Origin of the sequence: Motilimonas eburnea (genome assembly GCF_021295345.1) — a bacterium.
GTDB classification, from domain to species: domain Bacteria; phylum Pseudomonadota; class Gammaproteobacteria; order Enterobacterales; family CBDFNC01; genus Motilimonas; species Motilimonas eburnea.
The window spans coordinates 53,396-69,725 of sequence record NZ_JAIMJB010000013.1 but is presented as its reverse complement, the minus strand read 5'-3'; the positions used below and the strand labels follow the sequence as shown (position 1 = coordinate 69,725).

13 protein-coding genes are annotated in these 16,330 nt (G+C 45.9%); 3 read left to right on the top strand and 10 right to left on the bottom strand.

Features of this window, described 5'->3' with window-relative positions:
- Nucleotides 1-133: 133 nt before the first annotated feature.
- Both dbpA and K6Y21_RS13775 read right to left on the bottom strand, forming a co-directional pair.
- Complete coding sequence (gene dbpA, locus K6Y21_RS13780) at nt 134-1,519, bottom strand: ATP-dependent RNA helicase DbpA (protein ID WP_233072420.1); 1,386 nt, start codon at nt 1,517-1,519, stop codon at nt 134-136.
- A gap of 273 nt (nt 1,520-1,792) precedes the next feature.
- Nucleotides 1,793-3,577 carry a putative bifunctional diguanylate cyclase/phosphodiesterase gene (locus K6Y21_RS13775; RefSeq protein ID WP_233072419.1) on the bottom strand — a complete coding sequence of 595 codons (1,785 nt, stop codon included), beginning with the start codon at nt 3,575-3,577 and terminating at the stop codon, nt 1,793-1,795.
- Nucleotides 3,578-3,846: 269 nt separating this feature from the next.
- On the opposite strand from K6Y21_RS13775, the gene K6Y21_RS13770 reads away from it, so the two are divergent.
- Nucleotides 3,847-4,572, top strand: a complete 726-nt coding sequence (locus K6Y21_RS13770; protein ID WP_233072418.1) for a GGDEF domain-containing protein — start codon at nt 3,847-3,849, stop codon at nt 4,570-4,572.
- 124 nt (nt 4,573-4,696) lie between these two features.
- Here the strand turns inward: K6Y21_RS13770 and sucD are convergent, their stop codons facing one another.
- The 8 genes from sucD to sdhC all read right to left on the bottom strand — a co-directional run bounded on the left by sucD (nt 4,697) and on the right by sdhC (nt 14,194).
- Nucleotides 4,697-5,569 carry a succinate--CoA ligase subunit alpha gene (gene sucD / locus K6Y21_RS13765; RefSeq protein WP_233072417.1) on the bottom strand — a complete coding sequence of 291 codons (873 nt, stop codon included), beginning with the start codon at nt 5,567-5,569 and terminating at the stop codon, nt 4,697-4,699.
- Nucleotides 5,569-6,735 (bottom strand): ADP-forming succinate--CoA ligase subunit beta, encoded by a 1,167-nt coding sequence (sucC, locus tag K6Y21_RS13760; RefSeq protein ID WP_233072416.1) that lies wholly within the window; start codon nt 6,733-6,735, stop codon nt 5,569-5,571. Before sucC ends, sucD begins: the two co-directional genes overlap by 1 nt.
- Before the next feature lie 100 nt (nt 6,736-6,835).
- Nucleotides 6,836-8,011 carry a 2-oxoglutarate dehydrogenase complex dihydrolipoyllysine-residue succinyltransferase gene (gene odhB / locus K6Y21_RS13755; protein ID WP_233072415.1) on the bottom strand — a complete coding sequence of 392 codons (1,176 nt, stop codon included), beginning with the start codon at nt 8,009-8,011 and terminating at the stop codon, nt 6,836-6,838.
- Nucleotides 8,012-8,022: 11 nt separating this feature from the next.
- Entirely contained in the window at nt 8,023-10,836 is a 2,814-nt protein-coding gene (gene sucA, locus K6Y21_RS13750; protein WP_233072414.1) for a 2-oxoglutarate dehydrogenase E1 component, read from the bottom strand.
- Nucleotides 10,837-10,977: 141 nt separating this feature from the next.
- Complete coding sequence (locus tag K6Y21_RS13745) at nt 10,978-11,691, bottom strand: succinate dehydrogenase iron-sulfur subunit (protein WP_233072413.1); 714 nt, start codon at nt 11,689-11,691, stop codon at nt 10,978-10,980.
- Nucleotides 11,692-11,703: 12 nt separating this feature from the next.
- On the bottom strand, nt 11,704-13,470 hold the full coding sequence (gene sdhA, locus K6Y21_RS13740) for a succinate dehydrogenase flavoprotein subunit (RefSeq protein WP_233072412.1): 1,767 nt from the start codon (nt 13,468-13,470) through the stop codon (nt 11,704-11,706).
- Nucleotides 13,470-13,814, bottom strand: coding sequence for a succinate dehydrogenase, hydrophobic membrane anchor protein (gene sdhD, locus K6Y21_RS13735; RefSeq protein ID WP_233072411.1), 345 nt, complete (start codon nt 13,812-13,814; stop codon nt 13,470-13,472). Before sdhD ends, sdhA begins: the two co-directional genes overlap by 1 nt.
- Nucleotides 13,808-14,194 (bottom strand): succinate dehydrogenase cytochrome b556 subunit, encoded by a 387-nt coding sequence (gene sdhC, locus K6Y21_RS13730; RefSeq protein ID WP_233072410.1) that lies wholly within the window; start codon nt 14,192-14,194, stop codon nt 13,808-13,810. Before sdhC ends, sdhD begins: the two co-directional genes overlap by 7 nt.
- A gap of 388 nt (nt 14,195-14,582) precedes the next feature.
- Here sdhC and K6Y21_RS13725 point away from each other — a divergent pair, with 388 nt between their 5' ends.
- Nucleotides 14,583-15,869, top strand: coding sequence for a citrate synthase (locus K6Y21_RS13725; RefSeq protein ID WP_233072409.1), 1,287 nt, complete (start codon nt 14,583-14,585; stop codon nt 15,867-15,869).
- A 92-nt stretch (nt 15,870-15,961) separates the two neighbouring features.
- Nucleotides 15,962-16,297, top strand: a complete 336-nt coding sequence (locus K6Y21_RS13720) for a DUF4377 domain-containing protein (protein WP_233072408.1) — start codon at nt 15,962-15,964, stop codon at nt 16,295-16,297.
- The last annotated feature ends 33 nt before the right edge of the window (nt 16,298-16,330 follow it).

Genomic DNA, 16,330 nt, shown 5'->3' with positions numbered 1-16,330 from the left:
TCGGTTTTGTTTCTCCTTAGCATACACTAAGGGAACGAAAAGCTATGTTCGACCTTTCACAAAAAACACACCTAATTTACATTAAACCAACGAGATACCTTTCTATAAGCTGGCGATAAACCTTGCTAACAGATTAACGCATACGGGCAACACGAAATTTGCGGCCTTTAATTTTGCCGTGCTCCAATGTCTTTAGCGCTTTGGTCGCAATATCACGATGCACTGCAACATAAGCCCAGTGATCTAGCACTTGAATTTTGCCAATACTGGCAAAAGTGATGCTTTTATCTGACGTCAGGGCGCCGACAATATCACCCGGCCTGACTTTTTGCTTTTTACCCCCATCAATTCGTAAGCTGACCATTTCAGGTTTGGGGATATCAGCATCGAGCACCTGAACATTTGGCAAAGGGGTTGGCGTAATTGTACTGGCTAAATAGTCTTCAAGGGCAATCACCTTGTTAACGTCTTTGCTGGTAAATAGCGAGCACGCGATGCCCTTACTGCCTGCGCGACCGGTGCGACCAATGCGATGAACATGTACCTCGGGATCATGGGCAAGATGAAAATTGATCACCATATCCAGTGCATCTATGTCTAACCCCCGCGCAGCCACATCGGTGGCGACCAAAATCGACACACTCTTGTTAGCAAAGCGCACTAAGGTTTGGTCGCGGTCTTTTTGCTCAAGATCGCCATGCAAAGCAAGTGCGCTAAAACCATAGCGGCGCAATTCATCAGCTAAGGCGTCGGTATCTTTTTTCATGTTACAGAAAATGACACAGGATGGCGGTTGATGTTGCATTAACAATAAGCGGGTCGCCAACACGCGCCCATCTTGCCCATCGACCTCATAAAAGTGCTGGGCAATGGTATTGGTGGCGTGCTTAGATTCCACCTTAACCATGTCGGGATCGCGCATAATGCGATCGGCGATGGTTTTGATTTCAGGCGGAAAAGTCGCACTAAATAACAAGGTTTGACGCTGAGGCGGCATCTTGTTAATAATGGCATCGAGGGCTTCTTGAAACCCCATATCCAGCATGCGATCGGCTTCATCCAATACAAACGTATTGATGTCATCGAGCACTAATGTCCCCTTATTGAGATGGTCGAGCACCCTGCCCGGCGTACCCACCACGATATGTGCACCATGTTCTAGTGAGCCAATTTGTGGCCCAAACGGCATGCCCCCACATAAGGTGAGCACCTTAATGTTGTGGATCGCTCTGGCTAGTTTACGGATTTCAACCGCCACTTGGTCGGCCAGCTCTCGGGTGGGACATAGCACTAAGGTTTGAATGCGAAAACGTTTTACATCTAAGGCTTGCAATAACCCCAAACCAAACGCAGCTGTTTTGCCCGAGCCAGTTTTACCTTGGGCAATCACATCCTTACCCCCAATAATGGCCGGCAAGCTCATGGCTTGGATAGGGGTCATCGAGTCATAGCCTAATGACGCTAAGTTAGTCAGTAATTCAGAGCGCAGCGCGAGTGAAGAAAAAGAGGTTTGAGTCAAAACTAAGTTCCCAAGTGGTAACAAGACATTTGGCCTATTGACGCATGACGGTTGACTTTCGCTCTAGTGGATTACGCTATTTCGGCAGCTTCCTTTTCAGGGGCACCTTGTTGGGGGGCCCTTGCCGGGGGCAACTTACCAAAATACACACCACGAAAAATCATATCAGGACAACAGAACTTATATAGATTAAGGTATTGGGCCAGTATATCAGGCATTGTCTTAGGGAGTACAACTCAATATTGGCGCTTCATGCTATCAAGGCTTACTCCCTTATGGCGCCTCATTTTGAATCATCAGAATGATTTGCTCAGCGGAAACCGGCGGTGAAAACAGGTAGCCTTGGTACATATCACAACCCTCTTCTGCCAGTAAGGCTAATTGAGCTTGATCTTCTACCCCTTCAGCGGTGACTTGTACATCTAGGTTATGGCCCAATTGCACCACGGTCCGCACTATCATTTTGTCTTTATGGTTCGTCACACAATCATCGACAAATGACTTATCTATCTTAAGCACGTCCACGGGTAATCGACGTAAATAATTAAGGGAAGAATAGGCCACACCAAAATCATCGATGGCCACTTTAACGCCTAAATCACGCAAACGGGCTAATGTCACTATGATGGTTTCGGGATTTTCCATGATCGCCGTTTCGGTGATTTCAATTTGCAACAAACGAGGGGGCAAATCAGCCAAACTCAGCGCTTGAGATATCATCTCAAAGGTATCGTCATGGGCTAATTGCACTGCGGAGACATTCACTGAAACCACCACTTCCATATCTGAGTCTAGCCAGCGTTTGGCTTGTCGACATGACGCCTCCATCACCCATCGCCCTAACACAATAATTTGTTGGCTATCCTCGGCAATAGGAATGAAATCAGCGGGCGGGATCAAGCCCAATTGTGGATGATGCCAGCGGATCAAGGCCTCGACACCGACAACTTGATGAGTCGCAATGCTGACCTTAGGCTGATAAACCAAATAAAACTGGGATTGCTCGAGTGCGAGTAGTAATTCTTTTTCCAATTGGTAACGGCGGATGGTTTCTTGGATCAATTGGTGATCAAACCAATGAAAGGTGTTTTTGCCATATTCTTTTGAGCGATACATGGCGATATCGGCATTACGACACCAAATATCATTAAGGCCAGATGCATCTTGATAGAGGGCGATGCCGATACTGGCCGTTAAATGATACTCTCGATTCATAAAGGTGTAAGGAAGCGTTGAAAACCCAAGAATTTGGTGAGCAAGGGCCTCTGCTTCGCTGACCAAATCATTGCGTGGTTTAACCAACACTGCGAATTCATCACCGCCGATACGATAACTGGACACCCAATTAGAATGGGTTTGCTGTAGCCGCTTGGCAAACTCTTGCAGCACAAGATCGCCAATGTTGTGCCCCATGTTGTCATTTATACGTTTAAAGCCATCAAGATCAATTTGTAACAATGCAGCACGTTGTTCAGACTGGTGCCCCTGTAATTTAAACTTGGCTAAATCGGCATAAAATCCTTTTCTATTAGGCAATTGTGTCAAGTAATCCGTCATACTTTCACGACGGTAGTTCAACATTTGCTGCTTTAACTTTTGTTGAAAAAAGGCCATCACAGAAGCAAATGAGGTGATCGCAATCAGCTCGATAGCGTCTTCAATATATTCATCTAATTCCGCTGCTGGCAAGTGGAGATAAAACACCAGCAACATCACAAGCGCACTGGCAATGGGCCAAAGTGAATGAGGAAATAAAATAACATAAACCAAGGGTAGCAAGATGAAGGTTTCTTCTACCGCATCAAAGTGTATGGGATCAAACAGCCCACCTATTACCACGAGTAATAACGCCAGCACAGCACTGATACACTTGAATAAATAAAATTGACAACGCTTGGCAAAAATCAATAAAAGAGGGAAAGCAACATACAGGTAGTTATAAACTTGGTGCTCATGGTATAGGGTCGAAAACACACTTGCCACAGCGACATAGTAAAATATGGAAACCCATGTTTCCATATGCATGAGTGTCTGCCAGTGAAACGTTTTTCTTGACATAGGTATCCCTAGTACTTGCCTATACCCAGTATGGCAAACTTGCATCAAAGGCTAAAGCGCTAACCTCATTGGGTAACGAAAATGCTGCCATCTTCACAGTTCACTGGTGCAACACACTCACTAACACTTTGCGTTTCAGGTCATCATTTTAGGCAATTCGCTCGGAAAATATGCGCCACCGCTAACGTTTTAACACATTTTGTGCTCTGAGAATTAATTAACAAGGTGAAATAGGCTAAAGTAAAGAAGACCTTGCAAGGAGGCTAAGGATGAGACGATTTAGTAATTCAATTAGCTTAACCAGCTCAGCCAAGCGTGATCTAATCATCATCGCCTTACTATCTACTTTGGTGTTTATCGTATCCTTCCAATATGATCTTTCCGAATGGCTTTTTGCCACCACGCGAAATTATGAAAGCCTTGAGCTCGATGAACTGATCCCCTTTGCTGTGTTTCTGTCTTTTTGCTTTGCTTGGTTTTCTTGGCGGCGTTGGCGCGAAATTAAGGGGCTATATCTCATTGTTGAAAAGCTTTCTTTACAAGATACCATCACTAAAGGCCACAACCGCAGAGCCGCCATAATAGAGTTAAGTAAGTTACAGCAACAACAAGCGAAGTTTGGTTTGTTGCTGATTGATCTGGACAACTTTAAGCAAATTAATGAAAGCTTTGGCTACGACATCGGCGACGAGGTTCTCGTAAGAAAAGCCGCGATCTTGGCACGATATTGCACTAAGCAGGGATTTAGTGCCCGCTGGACTGGCGCGCAATTTATCGTCATTGCCAAAGGGTATGATGTGCACCAAACACAGCAATTAGCGAAAAAGCTCCATCGCGCGATAGTCGATGAGTTATTTAACAGCATGGAAATCATCTGCCGACTAGGATTAACGCAAAGCCATCAAGGGGATTCGGTGGAGCAAGCCTTACAACGTGCACAGGATGCTTTACTGGAAGCAAAACTCAACCAGCAAGATATATATCAGCAATGGTAAAAGAATAACGAGAAGATCATGCTAAAAGGCCAATCATGAGCCGTGAGTCAAATAGGCCAGTTTAAGATTGAAAAAAACCCGCACTAAGCGGGTTTTCAATCATATATAGCTTGCTAAGCCTTGCTTACCAACCTGTTACCGCTTTTAGCGCACTGCCAATTTCGGCTAACGACTTAGTGGTTTTCACACCTGCCGCTTCAAGGGCTGCGAATTTATCTTCAGCCGTGCCTTTACCACCAGAGATGATCGCACCAGCATGGCCCATACGCTTACCCGGAGGCGCAGTCACACCCGCGATGTAAGAAACAACTGGCTTGGTTACATGCTCTTTGATGTAAGCAGCTGCTTCTTCTTCCGCAGTACCACCAATTTCACCGATCATGACGATGGCTTCGGTTGCTGGATCGTTTTGGAACATTTCCAATACGTCGATAAAGTTCGTACCTGGGATTGGGTCACCACCGATACCAACACAAGTAGATTGGCCAAAACCAGCATCGGTCGTTTGTTTAACCGCTTCGTACGTTAATGTACCAGAGCGAGAAACGATACCCACTTTACCTGGCTTGTGAATGTGACCTGGCATGATACCAATCTTACATTCGCCTGGAGTGATCACACCTGGACAGTTAGGACCAATCATGCGCACGCCCGTCTCTTCAAGCTTAACTTTAACGTCAAGCATATCAAGTGTAGGGATACCTTCGGTAATGGTTACGATCAGTTCAATACCGGCATCAATCGCTTCTAAGATAGCGTCTTTACAAAACGGAGCTGGTACATAGATAACGGTTGCTGTCGCGCCTGTTGCTTCAACGGCTTCACGCACTGTATTGAATACAGGTAAACCTAAGTGCTCGCTGCCGCCTTTACCAGGAGACACACCACCCACCATTTGTGTACCGTAAGCAATCGCTTGCTCAGAGTGGAATGTACCTTGGCCGCCAGTGAAACCCTGACAGATAACTTTAGTATCTTTATTAATTAATACAGACATTATTTGCCCTCCGCAGCTTTAACAACTTGCTCAGCCGCGTCAGTAAGACTTGTAGCAGCAATGATATCTAGACCAGATTTAGCTAGCACTTCACGACCCAATTCAGCATTGGTACCTTCAAGGCGTACCACAACTGGTACTTCAACGCCCACTTCTTTAACAGCGCCGATAATACCTTCTGCAATCATGTCACAACGTACGATACCGCCGAAGATGTTAACTAAAACTGCTTTCACGTTGGCATCAGATAGAATGATTTTAAATGCTTCCGCTACGCGCTCTTTGGTTGCGCCGCCGCCTACATCTAGGAAGTTAGCTGGCTTGCCGCCGTGTAGGTTAACGATGTCCATGGTACCCATTGCTAGGCCCGCACCGTTCACCATACAACCTACGTTACCGTCTAAGGCAACATAGTTAAGTTCAAATTTAGCGGCGTGTGCTTCGCGCTCGTCTTCTTGTGAAGGATCGTGCATTTCACGAAGTTTAGGCTGACGGTACATCGCGTTTGAGTCGATGTTGATTTTACCGTCTAGACATAACAAGTTACCTTCACCCGTTACCACTAGCGGGTTGATTTCTAGTAGCGCTAGATCATGCTGGATGAACATGTTTCCTAGGCCTAAGAAAATCTTAGTGAACTGTTTGATTTGATCGCCAACTAAGCCTAGTTTGAAAGCAAGTTCACGGCCTTGGTAAGCTTGTGGGCCTACTAGCGGGTCAATCGCCGCTTTGTGGATCAGCTCAGGCGTTTCTTCAGCTACTTTCTCAATTTCCATACCACCTTCGGTCGATGCCATGAAAACAACGCGACGTGAACCGCGGTCAACTACCGCACCTAGGTACAGTTCGTTAGCAATGTTAGATGCTTCTTCAACTAAGATTTTAGCAACAGGCTGACCGTTAGCGTCAGTTTGGTAAGTGACTAGGTTTTTACCTAACCACTTCTCAGCAAAGCCTTTGATGCCATCTTTGGTTGTATGTAACTCAACGCCACCCGCTTTACCGCGGCCACCGGCGTGTACCTGACATTTTACAACCCATTTCTCGCCACCAATTTTGCTGGCTGCTTCTGCGGCTTCGTGCGGTGTATCACACGCGTATCCTTCTGGAACTGGCAATCCGAAATCAGCAAATAGCTGTTTTGCCTGGTACTCATGCAAATTCATGATGTTTTATCCGTTTTTTTATGCAACGTTCTTTAGGTGTGAACCACCCTGCGAAAATGGGCTCAAGTGAGCCCAAACTTATAAACTGTTCGTTTACTACTTATACATCCAGCAGTAGACGTGTTGGATCTTCAAGTAACTCTTTAACCGTTACCAAGAAGCCCACTGATTCTTTACCATCAATTAGGCGATGATCGTATGACAGCGCCAAGTACATCATAGGTAAAATTTCAACCTTACCATTGATGGCCATTGGGCGTTCTTGGATCTTGTGCATACCTAAAATAGCCGCTTGCGGTGGGTTGATGATAGGCGTAGACAAAAGTGAGCCAAATACACCGCCGTTGGTGATGGTGAAGTTACCCCCCATCATCTCCTCTACGGTCAATTTACCGTCGCGGCCTTTAATGGCTAGCTCACGAATGTTCTTTTCAATGTCAGCTAAACCTAAGGTATCACAGTCACGTAATACTGGCGTTACCAGACCACGTGGCGTAGACACAGCAATGCTCACGTCAAAGAAGTTGTGATAAACGATGTCATCGCCATCAATTGACGCGTTCACTTCTGGGTAGCGTTTTAGGGCTTCAGTCACTGCTTTTACGTAGAAAGACATAAAGCCTAGACGAATACCGTGTTTTTTCTCAAACACCTCTTGGTATTGCTTACGAATGTCCATGATAGGCTTCATGTTGATTTCGTTAAACGTAGTCAGCATCGCCGTTGAATTTTTTGCTTCCAGTAGACGCTCTGCAATACGCTTACGTAAACGCGTCATAGGGACACGCTTTTCACTGCGCGCAGCAACCGCTTCAGGTGTCGTAGCAACGGGTGCAGCCGCCGCAGGCGCTGCTTTTGCATTGCGGAAGTTTTCTACGTCTTCTTTAGTGATCACGCCGCCCTTGCCTGTGCCTTTAATTTGGCTAGCATCAATGCCGTGCTCGTTCATTAAACGACGCACAGATGGGCTTGCATCAGCAGGACCTTGTGCTGAAGGCGCTTCCTCTGCAGCGGGCTCAGCGGGAGCATCCGCAGCAGCGCCCGGCTGAATTCGGCCAAGCAGTTGTTTTGAAAGTACGGTTGCACCCTCTTCTTCAACGATGGCTTCAAGGATGCCTGATTCCGATGCAGGCACTTCCAATACAACTTTGTCGGTTTCGATATCGACTAAGATTTCATCACGCTCAACAAACTCACCTGGCTTAACATGCCAAGTTGCAACCGTTGCGTCCGCGACAGACTCAGGTAAATCAGGAACTAATATTTCGATAGCCATTTAGCTTTCCTTTACTCTTTCAGACCAAGTGCGTCATTTACCAACGCTTTTTGTTGTTTTAAGTGTACAGAGATATAACCCACCGCTGGCGAAGCCGATGCTGCGCGGCCGGTGTATGTTAGGGTCGCCCCTTCCGGCAAGACATTGCGGAAGTGGTGTTGGCTACAATACCAAGCACCTTGGTTTTGTGGCTCTTCTTGGCACCAGACGAAGTCTTTAACATGTTGGTAAGCCGACAGAATTTCTTCTACTTCTTCCGTTGGGAATGGGTAAAGTTGTTCGATACGGATAATAGCAACATGGTTAAGCTCACCGTTGCGACGCTGTTCGAGTAAATCGTAATAGACTTTACCGCTACACATCACTAAGCGCGTAACTTGTTTGGGATCAAGATCATCAATTTCACCAATTGCGTTGTAGAATCGACCGTTGGCAAGCTCTTCAAGGCTAGAAACCGCAAGAGGATGACGTAGCAATGACTTAGGTGACATCACAATCAATGGACGACGCATTGGGCGCACCACTTGACGACGTAGCATCTGGAATACCTGAGCCGGCGTTGATGGCACCACCACTTGCATATTATGTTCAGCACATAGCTGCAAGTAACGTTCAAGACGAGCTGATGAGTGCTCGGGACCTTGACCTTCGTAACCATGAGGTAGTAATAGTGTTAGACCACACATACGGCCCCACTTTTGCTCACCCGAGCTTAAGAACTGGTCGAACACCACTTGAGCGCCGTTAGCAAAGTCACCAAACTGGGCTTCCCAAATAGCAAGGCCTTTAGGCTCTGCCGTTGAGTAGCCATATTCAAACGCCAGTACTGCTTCTTCCGACAACACCGAGTCGTAAATTTCGATGCGTCCTTGGTCGTCTTTAATGTTGGCAAGTGGCAAATAAGTACTGGCATCGTTTTGATTGTGCAGTACAGCATGACGATGGAAGAAAGTACCACGGCCTGAGTCTTGACCCACAATACGAACGTTATATTGGCTATCCAGTAAGGTGGCGTAAGCTAAGGTTTCGGCAAAGCCCCAATCGATGAGTTTTTCACCACGGATCATCGCGATGCGATCTTGATAGATTTTACCGACACGTGAATGCAGTGGGTGGGTATCTGGGAATTCACACACTTTTTCTCCCAGTGCTTTTAAATGCTCAAGGGGATATTGTGAATCGTATTGCGTGTCCCAATCATGTTTCAAGTATGGCGTCCAGTCAACGGAATGCTTCTGCATTGGTCGCCACTCGGCAACAACACAATCCCCTTTATCTAGGGCATCGCGGTAGTTATTCACAAACGCTTTCGCCTCTGCTTTGTCAATAACACCTTCTGCAATAAGTTGATCAGCATAGATACTGCGCGGCGTTGGATGCTTCTTGATCTTTTGATACATCAAAGGCTGCGTTGCATTTGGCTCATCGGCTTCGTTATGGCCATGACGACGGTAACAAACCAAGTCAATCACCACATCGCGATTAAAGGTGTTTCTAAAATCAAGGGCGATTTGTGACACCAAGATAACCGCTTCAGGATCGTCGGCATTAACATGGAAAATTGGTGCTTGGACCATTTTCGCAATGTCAGTACAGTACATGGTTGAACGGGTATCTTCTGGGTTTGATGTGGTAAAACCAATTTGGTTATTGATCACAATGCGAATCGTGCCGCCCACCTTAAATGCGCGTGCTTGCGACATGTTAAAGGTTTCTTGGACGACACCTTGGCCTGCGATAGCTGAGTCACCGTGTACCGTAATCGGCACCACAGATGAGCCGTCTTGACAACCTAAACGTTCTTGACGAGCACGAACTGAACCCAGTACAACTGGATTTACAATTTCTAAATGCGATGGGTTAAAAGCTAGCGCTAAGTGAACATCACCGCCAGGTGTGGCAAAGTCTGAGCTAAAGCCTTGGTGATATTTTACGTCACCGGCGCTGTCATCGTAGACTTTTTTACCGGCAAACTCATCAAACAAATCAGCGGGTTTTTTACCTAATACGTTAACCAGCATGTTTAAACGGCCGCGGTGAGCCATACCAATGACGACTTCTTTGGCGCCCTGCTCGCCGGAACGACGAATGAGCTCTTTTACCATAGGCACAAAACTATCCCCACCTTCCAAAGAGAAGCGTTTCGCACCTGGGAATTTTGAGCCTATGTACTTTTCTAGGCCTTCAGCCGCGGTTAGGCCTTCAAGGAAGCGCTTTTTGGCATCAACACTGAATGAAGGCTTACCTTCACAAGATTCAATGCGATTTTGGATCCAACGCTTTTGGTCGGTATTGGTGATGTGCATGTACTCAGCACCAATTGAACCACAGTAGGTTTTCTTAAGGGAGTTAACCAGCTCCTTAAGCACCATGGTGTCATTGCCAACAGCGTAAGAGCCGACATTGAAACTAGCGTCAAAATCTGAGCCTTCTAAATCATGGAAAAAAGGGTCCAGTTCTTTAACGGCTTCTCTTTGCCATAGACGCAGGGGATCAAGTTGAGCCTGCTGGTGACCACGAAAACGAAAGGCATTGATCAGCTGCAACACTTTAACTTGCTTCTCATCGTTATGCACTTCACCCGAAGGTGATGTAAAACGTTTTGGTGATTTTGCTAAGCGGCGAAACTCTTCAACGACTGCTGAATGCGCCTGCTCTTGGCTTGTAAGATCAAGACCAGGAAGTTCATCGAAAATGCTGCGCCACGTGGGGTCTATTTGTGTAGGGTCTTGCAGATAGGTTTCATACAGCTCTTCAACATAAGCTGCATTAGCACCAGCCAGATGAGAAGAATCTAGCCAAGCTTTCATCGCACTGTTTTGCATCAATTATCCCTTATTATACTTCTTGAGCAAACCGATCCGCTTATTGCGGTTGTAGGGTAGTTTTACCAAAAAAATAGCCACCTCTCCAGAGATGGCTATTCAGTTTTTGCTACAAAACATAAAGTTAGGCAACAAATTATACTAAACAGCCTTGTTTAGCAGCATTGACTTGATATGGCCAATGGCTTTAGTCGGATTTAATCCTTTTGGACACACATTCACACAGTTCATGATGCCATGACAGCGAAATACGCTGAATGCATCATCTAGCCCGGCTAATCGCTCATCCGTTGCCGTATCACGGCTATCGATTAAGAAACGATAGGCAGCAAGAAGACCTGCTGGGCCGATAAACTTGTCTGGGTTCCACCAAAATGATGGACAAGACGTTGAACAACATGCACATAAAATACATTCGTACAAACCATCAAGCTTAGCTCTGTCTTCTGGCGATTGTAAGTTTTCCCCGGCAGGCGGTAACTTGTTATCGCTGATGAGATAAGGTTTGATTTTTTCGTACTGGGTATAGAACTGACTCATGTCGATAACGAGGTCGCGCACCACAGGCAAACCCGGCAAAGGACGGATCACTATTTTATCTTTACCAGACAAGTCCGATAATGGCGTGATACAAGCCAAACCATTTTTACCATTCATGTTGATGCCGTCAGAGCCACACACACCTTCACGACACGAGCGGCGGAATGACAAGGTTGGATCTTGCTCTTTTAGCAGTAACAAGGCATCCAGTACCATGATATCCGACCCATCCTCAAGGTTAAGGGTGTAGTCTTTCATATATGGCACGTTATCAACATCAGGGTTGTATCTGTATACCGAAAATTCCACTTTCATTTTAATAACCCCTTAATAAGTTCTTACTTTAGGCTCAAACGCTTCGCGATGAACGGGCGTCATATTGACGTCACGCTTACTCATCTGCTCGGTTTCAGGGTTATAAATAGAGTGATACAGCCAATTTGCATCATCACGATCTGGGTAGTCAAAGCGACTGTGAGCACCACGGCTTTCCGTTCTAAAGTTAGCTGCTAATGCGGTGGCGTAAGCCGTTTCCATTAGGTTGTCTAGCTCTAAACATTCAATACGTTGAGTATTGAATTCTGAACTGGTGTCAGACAGCTTGGCATTGTGTAAACGCTCACGAATGGCTTTAAGTTCAGCCAAACCTTGTGCCATGGCTTCACCTTCTCTAAATACCGAGAAGTTTTTCTGCATACATTGCTGCATGTCTTTTTTGATTTGAACCGGACATTCCGTACCTTGACCACTTTCCCAACGATTAAAGCGCGCTAATGAAGCTTCGATATTAGCTTCAGTTGCCCCTTTAACATCTTCAAGTTGGTCTAGCGCTTTGCCTAAGTGTTGACCCGCTGCACGACCAAATACCACTAAATCAAGCAGTGAGTTACCACCTAAACGGTTAGCACCGTGTACCGATACACTGGCGATTTCACCCACAGCGAACAAACCAACCACGTCGATGTCTTTGCCATCGGCGTCTTGTTTTAGCACTTGGCCAGTCACGCGTGTTGGCAAACCACCCATCATGTAGTGACAAGTTGGAATAACAGGAATCGGCTCTTTAACTGGATCAACGTGGGCAAAGGTACGTGATAATTCACAAATGCCTGGAAGTTTAGATTCCAGCATCTCTTTACCTAGGTGGTCGAGTTTTAATTTAACATGTGGGCCCCAAGGACCTTCACAACCGCGGCCTTCGCGAATTTCGATCATGATTGAGCGTGCTACCACGTCACGACCGGCTAAGTCTTTCGCATTTGGCGCATAACGCTCCATAAAACGCTCGCCGTCTTTATTTAGCAGGTAACCACCTTCACCACGACAGCCTTCGGTAACAAGCACGCCCGCGCCGGCAATCCCGGTTGGGTGGAACTGCCACATTTCCATATCTTGAACTGGCACGCCAGCACGTAGTGCCATGCCCACGCCATCGCCTGTGTTGATGTGCGCATTCGTCGTAGAAGCGTAAATACGCCCTGCACCACCGGTAGCTAGTACGGTTGCTTTCGACTTAAAGTAGACGACTTCGCCCGACTCAATATCAATGGCGGTACAACCTACCACAGCGCCATCGTCGTTTTTAACTAAATCCAGAGCGTACCACTCAGAGAACACCATGGTTTTGTTTTTAACATTTTGCTGATAAAGGGTGTGCAAAAGAGCGTGGCCGGTACGGTCGGCTGCCGCTGCGGTACGCGCCGCTTGCTCACCACCAAATTCTTTTGACTGACCACCAAACGGGCGTTGATAAACGCGACCATTATCGAAACGAGAAAAAGGTAACCCCATGTTTTCAAGTTCCGTAATGGCTTCAGGGCCCGTTTTACACATGTATTCAATGGCGTCTTGGTCACCGATGTAATCAGAGCCTTTAACCGTGTCGTACATGTGCCACTGCCAGTTGTCCGCATGGGCATTACCTAACGCAACGGTAATACCACCTTGAGCAGATACGGTATGCGAACGTGTTGGAAAAACTTTAGATAACAGCGCACAGCTCTTACCTTCTTTTGAAATTTGCAGTGCGGCACGCATGCCTGCACCACCGGCGCCAATGACGATGGCGTCAAATTCGCGAACTGGAATACTCACTACACACCCCACAATACAGAAAAGCCAACGAACATATAGATGAAGGCAATAGATGTCAGAACAAACTGCAAGCTACCGCGTAATAAAGCACATTTGATGTAATCCGTTAGCACCTGCCATGTTCCGATCCAAGCGTGGATCAACATAGCCACCAGGGCTAGCATAGTAAATGCTTTGGTAAATGTGCCTGAGAAGAAGGCTTGCCAAGTTTCATAGGTAATATCTGTGGTAGCGATAAAGCCAACAAGATACAGCGTGTATAGTGTTAGAATGATGGCCGAAGCACGGATCAGTACAAAATCATGTACCCCACTACGTCCTAGGCCTGAGGCGATTTTTACCATACTAATACCCCTGCTAGTAGTGAAAGGATGATTGCGATAACGAAGCTTACTTTGGCGCTTTGGTTGCCAGATTCAAGCTCTTCCCAATACCCCAAATCCATGATCATATGGCGAATCCCCACAACAATGTGGTACGCCAATGCAGTCAGAATTCCCCAAAGGATAAATTTGATAAAGAAGTTGTCGGCAAGGCTGGCGACGGTGTCAAATCCTTCCTTTGAGCTCAGGGATTGTGCCAGTAGCGATAGCAAAATAGCCAAAGCCACAAATACAATAATCCCAGAAACCCGATGCAATATCGATGCGATAGCAGTTACTGGAAAGCTTATTGTCTGTAGGTCGAGGTTTACAGGTCTTTGCTTTTTCACGGTGTTGCCCACTCAGCTCCATTTGAGAGCATTTTTGTTATTGTTATCTTCCCCAGATGGCACAACACATAGCACACGCCAAGTTGTTAACTGGTTGTTGCAGTATTTCGTTTCATTTGTCCAAGATAGCGTTATCACCACTACCCTGAAAATGGCGTAAACGCTGGCCAACCAACCCATCAGGAGACCACGCCGACATTATATGAAGGGCTATTCTCTTTTACAATGAAGTTTCAACATTTTGCATCACATTCTGTTAAGAAATAGTAACTGGCACTCATTTTTTCATTAACATAGCACCCATATAACCACAACAAAATTGACAAACGAAGGCAAGATCTGTAGAAATGAGCGGCGTTTGTTATTCCAACTCGCATATAAAGAGCAAAGGAGACGTGCTATGGCTGATCAAAAAGCCACTCTACATCTACCAGGTCAAGAGCCTGTAGAGCTGCCAATTTTAGAAGCAGCAGCGGGCAATAACGTACTAGACGTACGCGGCTTGGGTAAAACAGGTTACTTCACTTTCGATCCCGGTTTTTTAGCAACCGCTTCATGTGAATCTGAAATTACCTTTATTGATGGTGCAAAAGGTGTACTTCTACACCGTGGTTATCCGATTGACCAATTAGCAAAAAAATCTGATTTTCTAGAGGTTTGTTACATACTTCTGAACGGCGAGGTGCCCAACCGTAAAGAGTTTGATGACTTTCATCGCGTTGTCATGCATCACACCATGGTTCATGAGCAACTAACAGACTTTTTCTCAGGTTTCCGCCGTGACTCGCATCCAATGGCGATCATGTGTGGTGTGGTAGGCGCCCTATCCGCGTTTTACCACGATTCACTCGACATTTCTGACGCAAGACACCGTGAAATCGCGGCTTACCGTCTACTTTCAAAAATGCCAACCCTAGCAGCAATGAGTTACAAGTATTCAATGGGTCAGCCTTTTGTTTACCCACGTAACGATCTTAGCTACGCAGGTAACTTCCTACACATGATGTTTGCTGTGCCATGTGAAGAGTATGTGGTTAACCCAGTACTTGAGCGTGCAATGGATCGCATCATGATCTTACATGCTGACCACGAGCAAAATGCATCGACGTCAACAGTACGTCTAGCAGGCTCTTCAGGTGCTAACCCGTTTGCATGTATCGCTGCAGGTATTGCCTCTCTATGGGGTCCTGCTCACGGTGGTGCTAACGAAGCCTGTCTAAACATGCTCGAAGAAATTGGCAGCGTTGACCGCATTGAAGAATTTGTTGCACGCGCGAAAGACAAAGACGATCCTTTCCGTCTAATGGGCTTTGGCCACCGCGTTTACAAAAACTTCGACCCACGCGCAACCGTCATGCGTGAAACCTGTCATGAAGTGCTAAAAGAGCTAAACATCGAAGATCCACTATTAGATGTTGCAATGAAACTAGAGCAAATTGCCCTAGAAGACCCTTACTTTATCGAGAAGAAACTCTACCCGAATGTAGACTTCTACTCAGGTATCATTCTCAAAGCGATGGGGATCCCAACGTCAATGTTTACGGTTATCTTCGCGATTTCTCGTACCGTAGGTTGGATTGCACATTGGAACGAAATGTTAAGTCAACCAGGTCAAAAGATTGGCCGTCCGCGTCAGCTTTACACTGGCCATACTGCGCGTGATTTCAAATCGATTGACGAGAGATAAGTCTAACTATCTGAAAAATATTAGACTATTGCGCTAAAATGCATAAGAATAAAGAGGTCACTAATGACCTCTTTTTTTTTGCGGAGCGAAACATGAAAAAAATGGCTTTTGTTGCTGGCGCTGTTCTTTTATCGGCATGTAGCATGCAATACCAAACTTTAACTCAAGATTCATTGCTCTACGTTAACGCTCAAACCAAAGAGTGTAGCGGCGTTGGACCCATGACTTGTTTACAAGTAAGAACCACAGAAGACCAAGATTGGCAGTTGTTTTATCAAGACATTGAAGGATTCGACTTTGAGCCCGGTTATCAATATCAATTGCAAGTAAACAAAGAAACGGTAGCGAACCCTCCTGCAGATGGCTCAAGCATAAAATATACCTTGGTCAAAATTATCAGCAAGTTAGAAGTAAAAGACATTCAATAACCAAGTAAAATGAATTGGGTTTATGACCCAATT

Bases quoted from the DNA above. Each gene is read 5' to 3' on its own strand.
- K6Y21_RS13775 (WP_233072419.1), bottom strand. From the start codon at position 3,577: ATGTCAAGAAAAACGTTTCACTGGCAGACACTCATGCATATGGAAACA.
- K6Y21_RS13770 (WP_233072418.1), top strand. From the start codon at position 3,847: ATGAGACGATTTAGTAATTCAATTAGCTTAACCAGCTCAGCCAAGCGT.
- sucD (WP_233072417.1), bottom strand. From the start codon at position 5,569: ATGTCTGTATTAATTAATAAAGATACTAAAGTTATCTGTCAGGGTTTC.
- sucC (WP_233072416.1), bottom strand. From the start codon at position 6,735: ATGAATTTGCATGAGTACCAGGCAAAACAGCTATTTGCTGATTTCGGA.
- odhB (WP_233072415.1), bottom strand. From the start codon at position 8,011: ATGGCTATCGAAATATTAGTTCCTGATTTACCTGAGTCTGTCGCGGAC.
- sucA (WP_233072414.1), bottom strand. From the start codon at position 10,836: ATGCAAAACAGTGCGATGAAAGCTTGGCTAGATTCTTCTCATCTGGCT.
- K6Y21_RS13745 (WP_233072413.1), bottom strand. From the start codon at position 11,691: ATGAAAGTGGAATTTTCGGTATACAGATACAACCCTGATGTTGATAAC.
- sdhD (WP_233072411.1), bottom strand. From the start codon at position 13,814: ATGGTAAAAATCGCCTCAGGCCTAGGACGTAGTGGGGTACATGATTTT.
- K6Y21_RS13725 (WP_233072409.1), top strand. From the start codon at position 14,583: ATGGCTGATCAAAAAGCCACTCTACATCTACCAGGTCAAGAGCCTGTA.
- K6Y21_RS13720 (WP_233072408.1), top strand. From the start codon at position 15,962: ATGAAAAAAATGGCTTTTGTTGCTGGCGCTGTTCTTTTATCGGCATGT.